Raw genomic sequence first — 15,263 nt, 5'->3', positions numbered from 1 at the left:
TTAAAACTGCAGGCGACGACTTGGGAACCCATGCGGAGACCTGTCCAGTTACACACATATGGAGGCACTGTATGCTCCAGGATATACAGGATGACAGCGGCGAAAATATATCAGGCATAAAGGGACGGAAAAAACCGGACGTAGCTGAATTGCTTAACAGCAGGACCCGGTCGCAGAGTATCGCAGGCCGTTTCACAAGATGGGCTGCTGCTGTTGCAGGCGCTGTCATGGTTGTGGCAGCAGGGTATGCGGTTATTACTGGCGGCAAGACCCGTAACCCGCAGCAGGCATCACGTATCTCAATCGGCCTTCAGCTGGCACCGGCAAATCTTGATATCCGCACCCAGTCGGGGTCTGCGCTTGATCAGCTGCTTATCGGCAACGTTTATGAGGGCCTTGTTGCACGTACTTCAACGAATACAGTAGTACCGTCGCTGGCAAAATCGTGGGAGGTCTCCAACAATGGAATGGTATACGTTTTCCATTTGAATACTGATATGCATTTTTCCAACGGGCATAGGCTGGATGCAGATGATGTAGTGTGGTCCATCAGGCAGATGATGGATAAAAAATACCAGGGCTATTCATTGGTCCAGAATTACAGATCTGTGGAAGCAGTAAACCCGAATACCGTTGTCCTGAGGCTGACCGCACCATATACAGAACTGCTGTGGCAGCTTACCGGGCGTGCCGGCCTCGTTTTTGATAAAGACGCGCATTACGATATGAAGGTCCGGGCAGTCGGCTCAGGGCCCTATACCATAGCCGATTATAAACCGGGAGTTTCAGTCAGCTTCCATGCAGATACGCGCTATTGGGGTTCGCATAAGCCTAAAACGGGCACTGTAGATATCCGGTACTATGCGGATACAAACGCTGGCCTGAACGCTTTGAAAAGCGGGGAGGTCCAGGTCTTGGCACCCTTATCGGACCGGCTTGCTGGATCAGTGGGGAAGGATCCCGCATTCACTGTGAAGGCAGGTAACGGTACCGATAAGTATGTCCTTGCGTTTAATAATAAGAGAGACCCTTTTACTGACAAGCGTGTGCGTCAGGCGATACGGTTCGGCATAGACCACCAGGCAATAATCCGTTCACGCGGGAACTATGATCTGCCGCTTGGCGGGCCTGTCCCGCGCCTTGACCCGGGGTACCAGGATCTTACGGATATATATCCGCATAATAGTGCCAAAGCGCGGAAGCTTATGGAGGAGGCTGGATACGATGCATCCCATCCTCTTGATATTTCCCTGGAATATGCAAATATCTATCCGGCTGAAATTGGCGATCAGCTCAAGTCGCAGCTTGCGCAGATCAATATAAGGCTGTCTGTAGAGCGTGTCGATTTCAATACATGGCTTAACCATGTCTATAAGAACAGGGATTATGACCTGTCGCTTGTTGACCATAATGAGAGCCATGATTTCCATCAATGGGCCAATCCCGATTATTACTACGGCTACAATAACCCGCGGGTGATCAGCCTGTATTCGCAGGCGCTTGCAGCTTCCGATAATGCAGCCCATGATGCCTTGATCGCACAGGCGGCCCGAATCGTCAGCGAAGATGCAGCTGCAGACTGGCTGCTTAATTACCGTGTTATCACTGCATCCAGGAAAGGGGTCAGCGGTTTCCCCACGGATTTGAACCAGGTATACCTGCCTCTATGGAATGTTTCGTCCAGTTCAGGACTGAAGGCAGCGGAGGGCAGATAAATATGAGGACTGCACAACGGATAGCAAAAATGGCCGTGAGGCGGCTGCTGTTTTTTGCAGCTGCCATGGTTATACTGTCGATACTGGTTTTCCTTGTCCTGCGCATCCTTCCCGGAGATCAGGCTTCCCTTATCGCAGGGCTCAACTCTACGCCGGAACAGGTGGCACGGCTGCGCAGGAAGCTGGGGCTTGACCGCAGCTATGCCAGCCAGTACTTCAGCTGGCTTCAGGCTGTATTTCATGGGGATCTGGGTACTTCGCTGCTTACCGGGCAATCTGTTGCTGGGCAGGCAGCGCAGCGCTCACAGGTGACGTTCCCCCTGATATGCATAAGCCTTATCCTGTCAGCCCTTATCGGGATCCCGCTCGGGGTAAGCAGCGTAGCGTCCAGGCGTCCTGCTGTGCAGAATATATACCGGATCGCAGCTATCTGTGCTGCCGCTGTACCTGCATTGTGGCTCGGGCTTCTCCTCATTATGCTTTTTGGCAGGGGTACAGGCGTCATCGGCGTCTTTCCTGTATCTGGTTTCCCCGATGACGGCTGGGCTTCCCCTCTGGAAGCAGTCAGGAGCCTGATACTGCCTGCTGCAAGCGTATCGGTTATTACCGGTGCATCAGTTATGCGGTATACACGTTCAGGACTGCTTGATGTTGCCCGGACGGATTATATCTCCATGAGTATGGCAGCCGGCATGACGCGGAGGGAGGCACTGTGGAAGACCGGCCTCCGCCTAGTGGTACCGCAGCTGGCCAGCGTTTTCGGGATAACTTTTGCCGGTATGGTCACGGGTGTCCTCGTTGTGGAACAGCTGTTCGCATTGCCGGGGCTGTCGGGCATGCTGATGCGTGATATCCAGAACAGGGACCTTCTGGCAGCGCAGAGCGAGATCCTGCTCCTTTCGGCCCTGTTTTTTGCTGCAGGTCTTGTTGTTGACATTATGTGCATAATCACAGACCCGCGGCTGGATAGTGCCGGTCCCGATGCCGGCACAGACGGAGTAGGGAGGTAGGTAGGCGATGGCTAAGAAAACTGGTGCTGTGGTTTCCTCAGTATGGGGTGTATTGCGGGGATCACTCAGCGGGCGGTTCTCTCTAGCAGTTTTAGCTGTCTGGGTGCTGCTTGCCCTGGTATCGCTGGTATGGACCCCATATCCTCTGCTGGATCAGGAAAAAGGCAGTATCCTTGCCGCGCCCTCATGGCGTCATCCTTTAGGGACAGATGCTGCGGGTGCGGATGTTGCCAGCTGGCTTCTGAAAGGCAGCAGTGTTGAGCTGGCTGTTGCTGCCCTTGTAGTTTTTATTACTTTTCTTATCGGGTCCGCAGGCATTGCTCTTACAGTCAGCTCCCATCGCATCGTATCGCGGCTTAGCACAGTGGCTATCGATACCCTTATCGCTGTCCCGACGATAGTTATTGCTATGGTCATTGCAGTGCCGTTCGGGGCGTCTATTGCTGTTGTAGTTATTGCCTGTTCCGGTGCGTATAGTTTTACGCTTATGCGGATCGTACGTCCGCAGGCCCTGCTGGCCGTGTCATCTGATTATGTGAAAGCAGCACGCTGGGCAGGCGCCGGGGATTGGACGGTTTTCCGCAGGCATGTGCTTCCGTCTGTCGCACCAATGATGATTATTGAACTGTCGCATTGCGCCGGCACAGCAGTACTGGCAGAAGTCGGGCTGACTTATCTGGGAGTAGGGATGCCGTCTGATATCCCTTCATGGGGGCATACCCTCGCCACATCGTCGCAGCTTATCAGCGTATATCCGCTTACTGTAGTGTGGTCAGGCCTGTGTGTTGCTGCCGGCGTGTCTGCCCTGAATATCATGGGCGACAGCATACGTGAGGCAGCTGATCCTGTGACGAACCCGCGGCTGCGCTCAGCAGTCGGGGGCTATAGCCCTGGCTTACAGGGGGAAAAAGGATGGCATAGGCCTGGGTATAGGGACGATAGGGGCAGAGGAGGACAGGCATGAGTATATCAGTATCAGGGCTGAGTGTTGATATAGCAGGGGAAGATATAGTCCGCGATGTGTCCTTCTTTATTGATGACGGGCAGAGGGCGGGGATTATAGGGTCTTCAGGTTCAGGAAAATCTATGATTCTGAAAGCGATATTGGGGATACTTCCTGAAGGGGCGCATGCCCGCGGATCTGTGAAGCTTGATGGCATAGAGATTTTGAATTTACCGGATAAAAAGCTTTCAAGGCTGCGCGGGACCTATATAGGGTCGGTTTTTCAGAACCCGTCTCTGGCACTGAACCCGGTGGAGACGGTAAAAAAGAATCTCCTTCTGCCTCTGACGCTGAGAAAACGGCTGACAGGGAAAGAAAGCGATAAGGCAGCTGCTGCAGCACTGCAGTCTGTCGGGCTTGACAGCAGTATGCTTGGAAGGTATCCGCGCGAACTCTCCGGAGGGCAGCAGCAGCGTGTGGCTATCGCTGAAGCTATGATCAATGATCCTCAGCTTATTATTGCCGATGAACCGACCACTGCGCTCGATACCATTGTCCAGAGGCGTATCCTTAGCCTCCTCCTCGGCAAAGTCCGGGAGTCAGGCGCTTCGCTCCTTTTTGTGACGCACGATTTTTCTGTGCTGTCGGCAGTTGCGCAGGAATGCTATGTTATTGACAAAGGCAGGATAGTCGATTCAGGTAAAGTCGGAAGTTTCCTCAACGATCCGGGCACAGCACGCAGTGATGCGGCCCGCAGGCTTGTTGCAGCTGCCCGTGAGCTTGCCCTGCATGCCGATAATATGGGCACCGCAGGCATCAGCAGCAATGGCGGTACTGGTATTGGTACTGATGCCGATACAGCTTCGGCCAATCCTGCAGCGGATGTTTCAGGGAAGGGGGATGCGTAATGGCAGTATATGAAGGCGACAGGAATGCGGATACCCCTCTTATTGAGGCGATCGGGCTGAATAAAGCATTCATACGCAGCGGGAGGCGGATCACAGCTGCCCGGGATGTTTCCCTGAGCGTCCGATACGGTGAGTCTGTAGCTATAGTGGGCGAATCAGGATCGGGGAAGACCACTGCCGTACGGATGGCTCTCGGCCTGGAACAGCCGGATTCAGGGCAGGTTTTCTATAATGGCGGCAATATCCGCAAAAAAAAGTGCCGGGATGGCCTGCGCAGCGTTACAGGGCTTATTTTCCAGGATCCCTACTCGTCTATGGACCCGCGGTGGACTGCCGGACAGATAGTTGAGGAACCGCTGGTACTGCGCGGCGGCCTCTCGCGCAAAGAAATGGATGACAAGGCCTGTGATTCCCTGGCTGCTGTGGGGCTCGACCCTTCTGATTTCATGGGACGTTTTCCTCAGGATATGTCCGGCGGCCAGGCGCAGCGCGTAGCCATAGCAAGGGCACTGGTTTCAGGGCCAAAACTGCTTGTGGCTGACGAACCTATGAGTGCTGTCGATGTCAGCGGACGCCTGCAGATAGTGAAGGTGTTTAATAAGCTCCGCGCTCAGGGGATATCTATGCTCATGGTGCTCCATGACCTGGGGCTGGCGCAGCAGCTTGCTGATACTGTAGTTGTTATGCATAACGGTAAAGTTATTGAAACAGGCTCTTCCCGCCAGGTGCTGGGACATCCTTTGCAGCCGTATACACGGGAGCTTATTGCTGCGGCACAGTGGGATGTACGGCAGCCTGAGGCCCGGGTGTAGCAAGCGTGTAGAAGTGCAGGGGTATCCGGTTGTGGCGAGGTGCAGGTCTGGGATAATAGTACCAGGCATGGTACGCAGCACGTGAGCAAAGGACAGCATATGAGTTTATCAGCAACAGGGCAGTGGGATTTTGAGACATCGGCAGCCAGGGAGAATTATGATGCCGCTTTGCGCGAATATCCTGCCCAGGCGATTATCGATCTTGCTGCTTTGCGGGATAATATGCGGCATATAATTGGAATGGTGAAAAAACCGGGATCCGGTGCCGGGGGGGCTGAAGCCATGGGGGTTGTGAAAGCTGACGCATACGGGCATGGGCTTGTCCCAACTGCGCTGGCTGCACTTGCCGGGGGCGCTTCATGGCTGGGGACTGCACAGTCGCGTGAAGCCCTGAAGCTGCGCGAGATCGGTATCGGGCCGGGCAGGGCGCATATCTTAACGTGGCTTTATAACGGCGCACGCGATCCGTTCGATAAGCTCATCGGTAACGATATTGATATAGCTGTCGGCTCCCTGTCAGGGATCGCAGCGGTGGCGCATGCTGCGCGTGTAGCAGGGAAATCGGCACGGGTTCACGTGAAAGTAGATACAGGTTTTGGCCGCAATGGTTTTACTTCTGAGGAATTTGATGCAGCCCTGCGGTCCCTGCGCGCAGAAACCGATGAAGGCCTTCTTGATGTAGTAGGTGTCTGGAGCCATCTGGCTGTTGCGGATGCGCCTGACGATAAGGAAAGCGTCAGCGCAACAGATGCACAGATAGCCAGTTTCAATGGGTTTGTAAGGCGTATGGAATCGGCAGGCCTGCCGCCAAAAATTCGGCATCTGGCAAACACGGCCGCAACTTTTACCCGGCCGGATATCCATTTTGAACTTGTCCGTCCGGGCATCGGGTTGTATGGGTATGAGCCGGATCCTGCTATGGGGCAGCCCCAGGACTGGCATCTTACACCGGCAATGGTGCTCCAGGCCCAGCTGGGGACAGTAAAAGACCTTCCGGCAGGACATTCAATTTCTTACGGGCGGACATATATTACCCGGTCAGCCACGAGTACCGCTGACCTCCCTGTAGGCTATGCGGACGGCATCCACCGTTCGGCATCCGGCTTCAATGAAGCCGGGGCGTTAGGTGTGGAGCATACGGGAGGGCCTGTACGCATCATGACCAGCGAGGGCCCCAGGATCATCCATGTCAGCGGCAGGGTCTGCATGGACCAGTGCATCCTCGATCTGTGCGGCAGTGCTGCGCAGCTGGGTGTTGCTGAAGGCGATACGGTGGAACTGTTCGGCCCTGGGCGGGGCGAACAGTATGGGGAGCCTACGGCGGATGACTGGGCACGTGCAGCCGGCACTATCAGCTATGAAATATTCACCTGCCTGCGCAACCGCATTCCGCGCCTTTACCGTCACGCTTATGATGTCTTGGGAGCAGACGATATCAGGCTCCTCAACAGTTCCCGGCTGATTTAGGATATATAGGCTTATACCGCAGCCATAAAACTGGATACCTGCAGCAGGTACATCCGGCGGGGCGATACGGAGTCTTACCCTTACCGATTATAAAGCAGGGTCGCTGAGGACGATATATAAGCCGTAAAAGGCCGATAGGGAGATGATGCTAAAGTGCGGAGTATGGCAGCGTATGGAAAACAGAGGCGGATTCACAACCGTGGGGCTGACAGCGTCTTTTTTGATGCCGAAAAATCTGTGCGCAGCGAAGGGTATTCCCAGTTTGATGAGGAACGGTGGGCTCCGGAACCGGCGAAATCCCGGAACCGTACAGAATTCGAGCGTGACAGGGCGCGTATCGTCCATTCTTCCGCCCTTCGCCGCCTTGGTGCAAAAACCCAGGTGCTCGTTGCCGGTACCGATGATTTTGCGCGTACACGCCTGACCCATACTCTGGAAGTTGCTCAGATAGGCCGCCAGATTGCTATGATGTTCGGGTGCGATCCTGATGTTGTGGACTGCGCCTGCCTGTGCCACGACCTGGGGCATCCTCCTTTCGGGCACAATGGCGAGGCAGCGCTGGCGCGAATATCGGAAGGCATTGGGGGTTTTGAAGGCAATGCACAGACTTTCCGGCTTCTGACACGCCTTGAGCCCAAGATCTTCCATCCTGACGGCCGCAGTGCCGGCGTAAACCTGACCCGTGCTGCCCTCGATGCTGCCACGAAATATCCGTGGACGAAAGAGGAAGGCGCGCATCATCCCGATGGCCCGAGAGGGAACAAATTCTGTGTTTATCCTGATGATACCGGCGCTTTCGCATGGCTGAAGCAGGGCGTCCGGCAGTGGGCGAAGCCCATGGAATGCCAGATTATGGACCTGTCAGACGATATCGCCTACAGTGTGCATGACATGGAGGATGCCATAGTTGCACGGTCCTTTGACCCCATTGCTATGAGGGATCCCCATATCGTTGACGGGATAATCGCTGTAACCCGGAAGTGGTACGGGGACGGGTGGGATGCCGACAAACTCTCTGCCGCGCTTTGCCGCCTTAAGGATATCAAGGTTTTCCCGGATCACTTCGACGGGTCCCGGCAGTCCCTGGCTGCTTTGAAAAATATCACCAGCAGGCTGATCGGACGTTTTACAAGCTCGGCTGAGATTGCTACCCGCCAGCTGTACGGCGCGGGGAATCTGACCCGGTATAATGCCAGTGTTGTTGTGCCCGAAGAGACGCAGTATGAGATCACAGCCCTTAAAGGTGTAGACGTATATTTTGCTATGGAACCGCGCGAGCATGAAGCGTTCCATCAGGAACAGCAGAAGATTATTGAAGACCTGGTTGATGTTTTTATGGCGGATACCCCGTACAGCAATGACGCGCTGGAGCCTGTATTCCTCCAGGACTGGCGTGAAGCGGCGAATGACAGTGAACGCCTGCGTGTCGCAGTAGACCAGGTAGCAAGCCTTACCGACGGTTCGGCGATTGCCCTCCATTCCATTTTGTGCTGACAGCAGCATAGAATATAAGAACCGTAGCAGGAAGCTGCCGTGTATATGGTGTATGGAATGCAGCAGACGATATGTGGAATATGCATAAGGAAGGAGCGGCATGCCTGGTTATATTACCAAAGAAAGCGTTGAAAAAGTACGCGCGGCAGCAGATCTGTATGACATTGTCAGCGCCGATGTGACGCTTAAGGCCAGCGGTGTCGGCTCTTTTGTCGGGCTGTGCCCTTTCCACGAGGAGAAGACCGGGAGCTTTAATATACGTCCGTCCCTGGGGACGTGGCATTGCTTTGGCTGCGGCCTGGGCGGCGATGTTTTTGGCTATGTGGAGCAGAAGGAAAGCGTCGATTTCGCCCAGGCGGTCGAGCTTCTTGCGGATAAATACCATATTGAACTGGCGTACGAAGATACCGGCCACAGTACCCGCCAGAGGCAGGGGTCTACCAGGGCCAGGCTTCTTGAGGTCTGCGAACAGGCACAGAAGTTCTTTGTATCCCAGCTTAATACTGATGAAGCGCTGGCGGCGCGAAAACTGCTTGCAGGACGCAATTTTACGCAGAGCGACTGCGAGAGGTTCGGCTGCGGATATGCGCCGCAGGCGTGGGATACTTTAGTCCGTTATCTCGCTGATCGCGGCTATACCCAGCAGGAGATGGTGGATGCCGGTGTTGCCCGGCGCGGGCAGAATAACAGTGTTTACGATTACTTCCGGGGACGGACTACCTGGCCTATCCGCGATTCTACCGGGCGCACCCTGGGTTTTGGGGCCAGGAAGCTTTATGATGACGATAAGGTTGCGGCAAAATATATCAATACCCCCGATACAGCCCTTTACCATAAAAACCAGGTGCTGTACGGCATTGATATCGCGAAGCCGAATATAGTAAAACAGCGTAAAGTCGTTATTGTTGAGGGGTACACTGATGTGATGGCGTGCCATCTTGCCGGGGTGGATACTGCTGTGGCAACATGCGGAACGGCTTTCGGCGAGGAGCATGCGAAGATCGTGCGGCGGTTTATCTCAGATAATAAGCTTGGAGGCCTTCAGATACGCGGCGGTTCAAAAGTTATTTTTACTTTCGATGGTGATGCCGCAGGGCAGAAGGCGGCTATGCATGCTTTCGGACTTGACGGCGCATTCCTGACCCAGACTTTTGTTGCAGTTGCAAGGGAGAACATGGATCCCTGCGATCTGAGGATCAAATATGGCGACGATGCTGTGCGGAGCCTAATTGAGCAGTGCACTCCGCTTTATGATTTCGTTATTGATACGGCTGTCAGGACTTTTGATACCCGTTATACCACTGAGCAGATCGGCGCTATGAAGGCTGCGGCGCCTGTGATTGCAAGGATCCGCGATTACGCGCTTGTTGACGGGTATACACGTAAGTACGCCGGGCAGATAGGCATTGATATCCAGAGGATGCGGAGCGAGGTAAACATGCAGCGCAGGCGGCTCGGTATCCGTTCCGCTGATGCGTTTCTTTCTTCTGAACACAGGGATCACGGCTCCGGGCCGGTCCGGGAGCCTGATTACGCCCAGCCTTTCCAGCGCCGGCAGCTTGAACATCAGAATATTGTGAATCAGTCGTATTACCGTGTGGATGATGTTGTCTTCAGCACCGAGCAGCAGTTTTTTGCCATCCTTATCCAGTCTCCGCTGTCGATGCTGGCTGCGCCAAACAAGGACCTGTATGGGCGGCTGAGTGAAAGGTGTTTCCTGACACCGGTTTTCCGTACTCTGTATAACGGCCTGCAGGTTGCCGGGGGGCTGCCCGAGCGCGATATGCCTCAGGGGCTATGGATACATAATCTTACTAAGGCCTGCGGCCCCATGATGGAACAGGTGATCAGCGAGCTGGCTGTACAGCCTTTGCCTTTATCGGCAAAAGGGCGTTCACCATCTGCAGATGAGAATAGCCCCGCTGCTCTCAATAATGCCGGCGATACCGCCCGTCCCGGCGGCGAATCAGTGCAGCTCCGGGATGCTACTGAAATCGAAATCAAATTTGCCGGGCAGCTCCTTACGAGACTGCTGGATGCTGATGCCTTGAGGGCGATCGCCAGGATGAAACGGAAAATGGCTAAACTGCTTGAAGGAGAAGAAAAGGTTTCCCTTCTTAACAAAGTCGTAGCTATTGAGGCATGGCGCAAAGAGCTTACTGCACAGGCTTACGGCAATATTGACTACTAGGGCAGGCATGTCTGCGCACTGCTTGTTTTTGCCCTGTCAGATTTTCCGCAGGACTGTAACGACCTTCCCCATTATTGTGGCGTATGTACCGTCAATAGGTGAGTAACTCGGGTTGTGGGGCATCAGCCAGATATGCCCTGTTTTGTCTTTCCTGAAGGTTTTGACAGTAGCTTCGTCATCAAGAAGGGCGGCAACGATATCACCGTTCTCTGCAGTATGCTGTTCGCGGATAACAACGAAATCGCCGTCGCAGATGGCTGCGTCCACCATGGAATCGCCATGGACTTCAAGCATAAACAGGGTACCGTCACCGGTAAGCCGCTCGGGCAGTCGCATAACGTCATCAATATGCTGCTCAGCTGTGATGGGTGTACCGGCCGCAATACGTCCGACTAACGGGACATCATGCGATTGCGCAATAGACTCGCTTGCATGCTGGGACGGGAAGGGGTATATCTCAGCGCGGCCATAGGAAGATGTGCCATTTTCGGTTTTATGCTGATTTATATCAGGATCGGAGGTCTCGATATCGGGAATTTCCGCTTCCGGGATTGAATCCGCTTCATTGCGGGCAATGAGTTCGATAGCGCGTCCCTTATTGGCGCCCATACGGATGAACCCCTTTTTCTCCAGTGTATCCAGCTGGTGTTTTACGGAAGAAGTGCTTTTAAGCCCTACAAGTTCTGCGATCTCACGGAATGATGGGATATAGCCTTCGGCATTGCTGTAATGTTCTATTGCACGGAGTATCTGCAGCTGGCGTACAGTGATACCAAGCCTGTCGGCTTCATCGGCTCCGGCATTCGCCGCTATTGCGTTATCTGCTGAGAAGGGCACGGTGCTCATTCATTATCCTTAAATCAAACATACAGATTGGTCATTACACATAAGTATAGCGTGAAATCTTTGTAAAAGCAAACAGATGTTCGAAAAGGGCGTTGACGGAGTCGAACATATGTGCGATAATTAGAACAGATGTTCGAAACATTAATGAATAGATTAGGATCACAAAAGGAGTTCTGATGGCTGGAGTTATGGCAAAACGGGCAACATCCCCTGTATCTGTGACGGGGAAAGCCCCCTCAGCTGTGCGTATGGTACGTCCTTCCGCGGCCCGGAAGGCAGTGCCCAGGCTGACAGTATTCTCAGCATCAGTTGCCGGTATGATTGTCGCTGCTGTTGCAGCTGCGGGCTTTATGTTTATGAGGCCGGTACAGGCGCAGGCGCAGATCGAATCGACTGCCCCTATGGAAGTCCAGAGTTATGTTGTCGGTTCCGGCGATACCCTGTGGAAGTATGCACAGATAGGTATGAAGCCTGGTGATAATGTAAACGATTATGTTACGTATCTGATGAAGCTTAACCATCTGGACTCTGCAGACCTCACACCGGGGCAGCGTATTATCGTCCCTAAGCATTAACAGATATCCGGTATTAATAAGATACGCGAAACTACGGTGTTTGCCTGTATACAATAATAAATAGGTATGCCTGGCGTTAGGGTGAAAGTATGCATTGTCCTTTTTGCCAGAGTGAGAATACTAAAGTCCTGGATACCCGTGTCAGCGAAGACGGTTATGCAATCAGACGCCGCAGGGAGTGCCTTGCCTGCCATAAACGTTTTACGACCCAGGAATCAATAGTGCTGTCTGTTGTCAAACGTTCAGGAGTCACGGAACCTTTCGACCGTAAGAAGGTGATCTCAGGCGTAAGCCGGGCCTGCCGCGGACGTGCAATCAGCGAGGAAGACCTCAACCGGCTGGGACAAAAAGTCGAAGAAGACCTCCGCGCAAAGGGGCAGGCTGAAATACGGTCGGAGGAGGTAGGGAAAGCTATCCTCCAGCCTTTAAGGGATCTCGATGACGTTGCATACCTGCGGTTTGCAAGCGTTTACAAGCATTTTAACTCCATGGCTGATTATGAGGCGGAGATAGATGATATACGCCTGCATAAACCCGGTGAAGGCAGCGTTAAAGGTCAATAACCTCCTTGTCATCTTCAGATTCAATAATAACCAGCTTCTGAGTCGGACGCGTCATCGCAACATACAGGTCTGACGCTGCAACAGCGCGTGAAGCAGCATTCTCCATAATGAGCCCGGGCCTGGCCAGGATAACTGTGTCGTATTCCAGGCCTTTGACTTCGGCAGGGGTGCAGACGTTTACCTGGGCATCCCATAACGGCTGGGATGTAAGGCGTGTGAATTCTGCATCGCTGATCCGGCTGTCCATGCGCATAGCGATACGCAATGATTTATTCACGGCGTCCTTTATTTCGGCATCACAGATAACTGCTATCCTGCCGCTGCCGTCACGGGAAACATACCGGCATATCATATCAACTGCATTCCGGCTGACTGCATCGAAAAACCCTGCCTGTGCCGTACCGTTACGGGAGCCGGATGGCAGGGGTACGCGCACTACCGAATCCGGTACAGTGCGCGCAGCGCTGACCGTTGAAACGTGGAGCCCTTCACTGCGCGCGAATCCTGATGACAGATCGCATACTTCCTTCGGATTGCGGTAATCAACTGTCAGCTCATCAAGCTCCCAGCCGTCCGGGCCGAAAAGGGGGTCAAGGGTACGGGACCATGAACGGGTCCCTGCGATTGCAGATGTCTGTGCTACGTCGCCGACAATAGTAAATGACCTTGATGGGCAGCGGCGTATAAGCATACGCCAGTCCATGGGGGTCAGCTCCTGCGCCTCATCTATAACAATATGGCCGTATGCCCACTCCCTGTCATTGCCTGCCCGGGAAGCAAGCGTTGCATCATCCCCGCCTGTCATTGCAGTGATGAGGCTTTTAGTATCGACCAGAGAAGGGTCAACGCCGGCGAGCTGCATGGATTGGCGGGCGTATTCTTCTTCGCGCCTGCGGTCAGCATCCTGTACTGCGCGGCGTGCAGCCTCATGCGGATCCGGTCCGAGCATATCCATCGCTTCGTCAAGTATGGGCACGTCGGACCGTGTAAAAGGGGAACCTTTGGGACGGAGAAGGAGCTGGATATCCTCCTCTTTCAGCCATGGTGCAAACTGCCTCATCCTGTGCGGTTTTGAGAAAATATCGCTGACCAGCCACTGTGCGGACATGGGGAGCCATGCCGTATTCAGGGTTTTCCGTACGCTGCTGCTCATCCTCAGGGTAATGCGTGCGTTATCCAGTTCGTCCTGGTCGGGGACGTAATCAAGCTGGTCAGCATAGCGGCGAACCATAAGGCCAAGCATGGAATTGACGAATACGTCGCGTGCCTGGTTATGCGGTTTCCTGCTGCTGCGGGCGTTGCGCTGCGACTGTTCAATATCTGTAGCGAGCAGGGGGACTTTTATACCATTGACAGGGATAACCGGCAGGTCCCGCGGTATGCGGATACGTGCCGCAATCGCATTCCTGAGCATATCTGCCATGCGGCGGCTGCCTTTAAGGGCTGCGGCATAAGGGGTATCTTCAGCTTCGGCGCTGATCCCTGGGATGAGGGTGTCTATGGTCCGGCTTATGACACCTGTCTCGCCCAATGAAGGCAGCACCTGGTCGATATAGTGCAGGAATGCCTGTCCTGGGCCTATAATAAGTACTCCGGAATTGCGGAGCACCCTTCTGTGCGTATAGAGGAGATAAGCAGCACGGTGCAGGGCAACCGCAGTTTTCCCGGTCCCCGGACCGCCCTGGACAACAACGGCCTGATCTATCCGTGAACGGATAATACGGTCCTGCTCTGCCTGGATCGTTGCTACGATGTCTGTCATTTTCCCTGTGCGGCGTGAACTGAGTGAAGCCAGCAGGGCACCTTCGCCGGTAAGTGTGCCATGCTCACGGGCCTGTGCCACCTGGTCGGAATGTGCGTCAAGTATTTCATTTTCAAGTGCCGTAACGGTGCGCATGCTGAGCGTGATATGGCGGCGCAGTGCTGTATCCCCGTGGTGCTCAGGCGTTGCTTCGTAGAAAGGGCGCGCGGCCTCTGCCCTCCAGTCAGTGAGGATAGGATCGTGGCTTTCGTCGGAAAGCCCGATACGCCCAATATGGTGCCTGTTGCCGGCATTGTCGTCTATCCGCCCGAATACAAGGCGGTCTTCTACGGAACGCAGCTGCATAAGCCTGTCTTCATACATGACTGCAAACGAATCGCGTTCAGACCGCTGTGTAGGGGAGCCATGCCCTCCTCGGGCGCGTACGGAATCTAACCGCTCCCGTATTTGTGCACGCAGATCATCCAGCCTTTTATAAGCATGGTTAACAACTTTTTGCTCTTCCTGAATCTGTCGCGAATACTCGGTCACAGTCGATTTCCCTTGTGTAAAAGCCGTAAAAAATCATAAGATAGTTTACTCTTACACTGCTACAAACAGTATGCGGAGTAATGCTGCTGCAAGTCGGGTGCAGGTACAGAAAAGGCGCAGATGCAGGGCTCCCGGATTTGCATAACGCCCTGCTCGGCAGGCTCTATATTCTGCGTTGCGGGTATAAAAGCAGAAAAATACGGAGCCGTAAGCTCAATAGAATTCCAGCATCCCCTCCGAATCCTGATATACATTCCTATGCAAATGATCATAGTTTACGGCATATTTAATCAGATTGATCTGGAATGTATCTGTACGTAATTTATGTGATCGAAGCGTGAAGGTTTATGCCGGAGACTCAAAAAATACGACAAATTTCTAAAATGTGGGGGAAAGTGGAGAAAAATGGGGTAAAGTGGGGAGTGATTGGAGGTCAGATATGCGTG

General features: G+C 53.8%; 12 protein-coding genes. 10 read left to right on the top strand and 2 right to left on the bottom strand.

Annotated elements, in window-relative coordinates; all coding sequences use genetic code 11:
• Positions 1-71: 71 nt before the first annotated feature.
• From ABKA16_RS04055 to dnaG, 8 genes are all read left to right on the top strand, one after another.
• Positions 72-1,715 carry an ABC transporter substrate-binding protein gene (locus ABKA16_RS04055; RefSeq protein WP_380998428.1) on the top strand — a complete coding sequence of 548 codons (1,644 nt, stop codon included), beginning with the start codon at positions 72-74 and terminating at the stop codon, positions 1,713-1,715.
• Between the two features lie 29 nt (positions 1,716-1,744).
• The gene (locus ABKA16_RS04050) at positions 1,745-2,725 is read left to right on the top strand and encodes an ABC transporter permease (protein ID WP_381000100.1); all 981 of its coding nucleotides are present in this window, start codon (positions 1,745-1,747) and stop codon (positions 2,723-2,725) included.
• A gap of 7 nt (positions 2,726-2,732) precedes the next feature.
• Positions 2,733-3,689, top strand: a complete 957-nt coding sequence (locus ABKA16_RS04045) for an ABC transporter permease (protein WP_380998430.1) — start codon at positions 2,733-2,735, stop codon at positions 3,687-3,689.
• A complete protein-coding gene (locus ABKA16_RS04040; protein WP_380998433.1) occupies positions 3,686-4,576 on the top strand; it encodes an ATP-binding cassette domain-containing protein in 891 nt (296 codons plus the stop codon). The genes ABKA16_RS04045 and ABKA16_RS04040 overlap by 4 nt, the downstream gene beginning before the upstream one ends.
• Positions 4,576-5,388 carry an ABC transporter ATP-binding protein gene (locus tag ABKA16_RS04035; RefSeq protein ID WP_380998436.1) on the top strand — a complete coding sequence of 271 codons (813 nt, stop codon included), beginning with the start codon at positions 4,576-4,578 and terminating at the stop codon, positions 5,386-5,388. Before ABKA16_RS04040 ends, ABKA16_RS04035 begins: the two co-directional genes overlap by 1 nt.
• Positions 5,389-5,487: 99 nt before the next feature.
• On the top strand, positions 5,488-6,855 hold the full coding sequence (gene alr / locus ABKA16_RS04030) for an alanine racemase (protein WP_380998439.1): 1,368 nt from the start codon (positions 5,488-5,490) through the stop codon (positions 6,853-6,855).
• A 162-nt stretch (positions 6,856-7,017) separates the two neighbouring features.
• The gene (locus ABKA16_RS04025) at positions 7,018-8,349 is read left to right on the top strand and encodes a deoxyguanosinetriphosphate triphosphohydrolase (protein ID WP_380998442.1); all 1,332 of its coding nucleotides are present in this window, start codon (positions 7,018-7,020) and stop codon (positions 8,347-8,349) included.
• A 100-nt stretch (positions 8,350-8,449) separates the two neighbouring features.
• Positions 8,450-10,540 (top strand): DNA primase, encoded by a 2,091-nt coding sequence (gene dnaG / locus ABKA16_RS04020; protein ID WP_380998445.1) that lies wholly within the window; start codon positions 8,450-8,452, stop codon positions 10,538-10,540.
• Positions 10,541-10,576: 36 nt separating this feature from the next.
• On the opposite strand, the gene lexA is transcribed toward dnaG, so the two are convergent.
• Complete coding sequence (lexA, locus tag ABKA16_RS04015) at positions 10,577-11,386, bottom strand: transcriptional repressor LexA (protein WP_380998447.1); 810 nt, start codon at positions 11,384-11,386, stop codon at positions 10,577-10,579.
• 176 nt (positions 11,387-11,562) lie between these two features.
• Here lexA and ABKA16_RS04010 point away from each other — a divergent pair, with 176 nt between their 5' ends.
• Positions 11,563-11,961, top strand: coding sequence for a LysM peptidoglycan-binding domain-containing protein (locus ABKA16_RS04010; protein WP_380998450.1), 399 nt, complete (start codon positions 11,563-11,565; stop codon positions 11,959-11,961).
• An 89-nt stretch (positions 11,962-12,050) separates the two neighbouring features.
• The gene (gene nrdR / locus ABKA16_RS04005; protein WP_380998453.1) at positions 12,051-12,524 is read left to right on the top strand and encodes a transcriptional regulator NrdR; all 474 of its coding nucleotides are present in this window, start codon (positions 12,051-12,053) and stop codon (positions 12,522-12,524) included.
• On the opposite strand, the gene ABKA16_RS04000 is transcribed toward nrdR, so the two are convergent.
• Positions 12,511-14,817, bottom strand: coding sequence for a HelD family protein (locus ABKA16_RS04000; RefSeq protein ID WP_380998456.1), 2,307 nt, complete (start codon positions 14,815-14,817; stop codon positions 12,511-12,513). The two genes, nrdR and ABKA16_RS04000, sit on opposite strands and share 14 nt — an antisense overlap.
• Positions 14,818-15,263 lie beyond the last annotated feature (446 nt).

Origin of the sequence: Scardovia wiggsiae (assembly GCF_051045985.1) — a bacterium.
GTDB classification, from domain to species: domain Bacteria; phylum Actinomycetota; class Actinomycetes; order Actinomycetales; family Bifidobacteriaceae; genus Scardovia; species Scardovia wiggsiae.
The sequence above is the reverse complement of the archived record's forward strand: the minus strand, read 5'-3'. Positions and strand labels throughout refer to the sequence as shown.

Bases quoted from the DNA above. Each gene is read 5' to 3' on its own strand.
- ABKA16_RS04055 (WP_380998428.1), top strand. From the start codon at position 72: ATGCTCCAGGATATACAGGATGACAGCGGCGAAAATATATCAGGCATA.
- ABKA16_RS04050 (WP_381000100.1), top strand. From the start codon at position 1,745: ATGGCCGTGAGGCGGCTGCTGTTTTTTGCAGCTGCCATGGTTATACTG.
- ABKA16_RS04045 (WP_380998430.1), top strand. From the start codon at position 2,733: ATGGCTAAGAAAACTGGTGCTGTGGTTTCCTCAGTATGGGGTGTATTG.
- ABKA16_RS04040 (WP_380998433.1), top strand. From the start codon at position 3,686: ATGAGTATATCAGTATCAGGGCTGAGTGTTGATATAGCAGGGGAAGAT.
- ABKA16_RS04035 (WP_380998436.1), top strand. From the start codon at position 4,576: ATGGCAGTATATGAAGGCGACAGGAATGCGGATACCCCTCTTATTGAG.
- alr (WP_380998439.1), top strand. From the start codon at position 5,488: ATGAGTTTATCAGCAACAGGGCAGTGGGATTTTGAGACATCGGCAGCC.
- ABKA16_RS04025 (WP_380998442.1), top strand. From the start codon at position 7,018: ATGGCAGCGTATGGAAAACAGAGGCGGATTCACAACCGTGGGGCTGAC.
- dnaG (WP_380998445.1), top strand. From the start codon at position 8,450: ATGCCTGGTTATATTACCAAAGAAAGCGTTGAAAAAGTACGCGCGGCA.
- lexA (WP_380998447.1), bottom strand. From the start codon at position 11,386: ATGAGCACCGTGCCCTTCTCAGCAGATAACGCAATAGCGGCGAATGCC.
- ABKA16_RS04010 (WP_380998450.1), top strand. From the start codon at position 11,563: ATGGCTGGAGTTATGGCAAAACGGGCAACATCCCCTGTATCTGTGACG.
- nrdR (WP_380998453.1), top strand. From the start codon at position 12,051: ATGCATTGTCCTTTTTGCCAGAGTGAGAATACTAAAGTCCTGGATACC.